The 1851-nt window shown below is 66.1% G+C and carries 1 protein-coding gene and 1 pseudogene; both read left to right on the forward strand.

Annotation, left to right across the window (positions count from 1 at the left end; translation table 11 throughout):
- Positions 1 to 261: 261 nt before the first annotated feature.
- Positions 262 to 774, forward strand: a pseudogene (locus tag ACFYXH_RS42430) (transposase); the annotation flags it as partial.
- An 82-nt stretch (positions 775 to 856) separates the two neighbouring features.
- On the forward strand, positions 857 to 1851 hold a 995-nt coding region (locus ACFYXH_RS42435; RefSeq protein ID WP_389575173.1), incomplete at its 3' end, for an ISL3 family transposase.

Here is a 1851-nt window from a genome sequence, read left to right on the forward strand (position 1 = left end):
CACCATTGCGTATCCCGTTGTCCACCGGGCGGGTACCCCGCGTGATCGGCTCAGATGCCAGCGACCCTCACAGCGCTCCGAATGTGAGACAGGGCCGTTCGATTGACAGACCCGTCAATTGACGCAGCCGGGGGTCTGTACGCTCACCGGTGTAATTGATGATCATGGAAGAGACATCAAGTGACTGACACCGTGACCGAGTTCGTGGACGCCGATGACCAGGCGGATCCCTCGCCGGAGGCCGCGACGGTCGAGCAGAAACTGATCGACCAGCTCGTCGAGCAGGCCCGCAGCAAGGGGCTGCAGCTGACCGGCGAGGGCGGGCTGCTGCAGCAGCTGACCAAGACGGTTCTGGAGTCCGCCCTGGAGGGCGAGATCACCGACCATCTCGGCTATGGCAAGCACGACCCGGCGGGCAAGGACGGCGGCAACTCCCGTAACGGCACCCGGTCCAAGACGGTGCTGACGGACATCGGGCCGGTCGAGATCGACGTGCCCCGCGACCGGGAGGGCTCCTTCGAGCCGGCCATCGTCAAGAAGCGGCAGCGCCGGCTGACCGGCGTGGACGAGATGGTGCTCTCGCTGTCCGCGAAGGGCCTCACGCACGGGGAGATCTCCGCGCACCTGGCCGAGGTCTACGGCGCGGACGTGTCCAAGACGACCATCAGCACGATCACCGACAAGGTGATGGATGGCATGGCCGAATGGCAGAACCGGCCGCTCGACCGCGTCTACCCGGTCGTCTTCATTGACGCTATCAACGTCAAAATTCGGGTTCTGTCGATGATCTTGTGATCCGGACGGTTGAGCGGCGTGTTCCAACCGTTCGCAATCATGCATCGCGTGCTCTCGTGATGTGCTTTTGGAGCTGTTTCCGTACCTGTCCGCGTTGCTCATCGAGGAGGTCGAGCGACGGCCGGACAAGGTGGTGTTGAGGACGCGGGTGCGGGCGAAGTGCGGGTCCTGCCGGTGCGGTCAGAGCTCTGCTCGGGTGCACGGCCGGTACGTACGCAAGCTGCGTGACGTCGCCGTGGGCGGGCTCGGTGTGGTGATCGAGTTACGCATACGCCGGTTCCGCTGCGAGAACACTGCTTGCACGGCGGTGACGTTCGCCGAGCAGATCGTGGGACTGACGACCCCGCACAGTCGGCAGACCCCGCTATTGCGCGGGGTGCTGACGCGGATCGGACTGGCCCTGGCCGGCCGGGCAGGAGCCCGCCTGGCCTCCGCGGTCGGCATCACCGTGGGCAAGGACACGCTGCTGCGGCTGGTCAGAGCCCTGCCCGAACCGGAGGTCGGCGAGGTGGAGGTCCTCGGCGTCGACGACTTCGCTTTCCGCAAGGGCCGTCACTACGGCACGGTGCTGATCGACATGGCCACCCACCGTCCACTGCATCTCTACGACGGGCGCGAGGGCGAAGAACTCGCCGCATGGCTCCGCGACCACCCCGAGGTGAAGGTGATCTGCCGGGACCGGTCCAGTGGTTACGCGGAGGGCGCACGCATCGGGGCGCCGCAGGCCGAGCAGGTCGCTGATCGCTACCATCTGTGGGCCAATCTCGGCCAGGCGGACGAGAAGACGGTGAACGGTCATCGCTCCCGTCTGGCCGAACCGCCTTCGGAACCTGCAGACACTCCCGACGAACCGCAGGTAGTCCAGCCGCCGACAGAGCTGAAGATCGTGACTCGGCTCCGTGAACAGCATGCTGCCGCCCACGAGCTGTGGCAGCAGGGGATGTCGAAGGCGGCGATCGGCCGGAAACTCGGACTGCACCAGGCCACCGTCCGTAAACTGGTTAACGCCCCCTCCGCGGACGACGTCGTCGCCAAAAGCCTGCAGCGGGCGCACGT

The organism is Streptomyces sp. NPDC002730 (assembly GCF_042888805.1).
GTDB lineage: Bacteria > Actinomycetota > Actinomycetes > Streptomycetales > Streptomycetaceae > Streptomyces.